Source organism: Proteus mirabilis ATCC 29906 (assembly GCF_000160755.1).
Lineage (GTDB): Bacteria > Pseudomonadota > Gammaproteobacteria > Enterobacterales > Enterobacteriaceae > Proteus > Proteus mirabilis.
The window spans coordinates 1-231 of the sequence record NZ_GG668622.1 but is presented as its reverse complement, the minus strand read 5'-3'; the positions used below and the strand labels follow the sequence as shown (position 1 = coordinate 231).

The window sequence follows — 231 nt, the reverse complement described above, 5'->3', positions numbered from 1 at the left end:
CTGGGCTTCCTGGGGATAAAAAAGTGGGTATAGATCGGATGTTTCGGCATCAGTTCTGCAATAAATGCCTTTTGCCCGGTGCCGCAGAGAAAATCGGCGCGGCTAAAATCCATCGAAAAGAAGCGTTTACCGAGGCTTTGCCAGAACGGTGAATAGCCGTGTTCGTCAATCACCCCGCGCATTTCAGCAACCACTTTGTCATTAAACTTGTCGCGAAAAGCCGCCATAAAC

At 49.4% G+C, this 231-nt stretch carries 1 protein-coding gene; it reads right to left on the bottom strand.

The window, feature by feature from the left end:
• Nucleotides 1–231 (bottom strand): arginine N-succinyltransferase (locus tag HMPREF0693_RS18300; protein WP_036932535.1); only part of this gene is annotated, 231 nt, incomplete at both ends.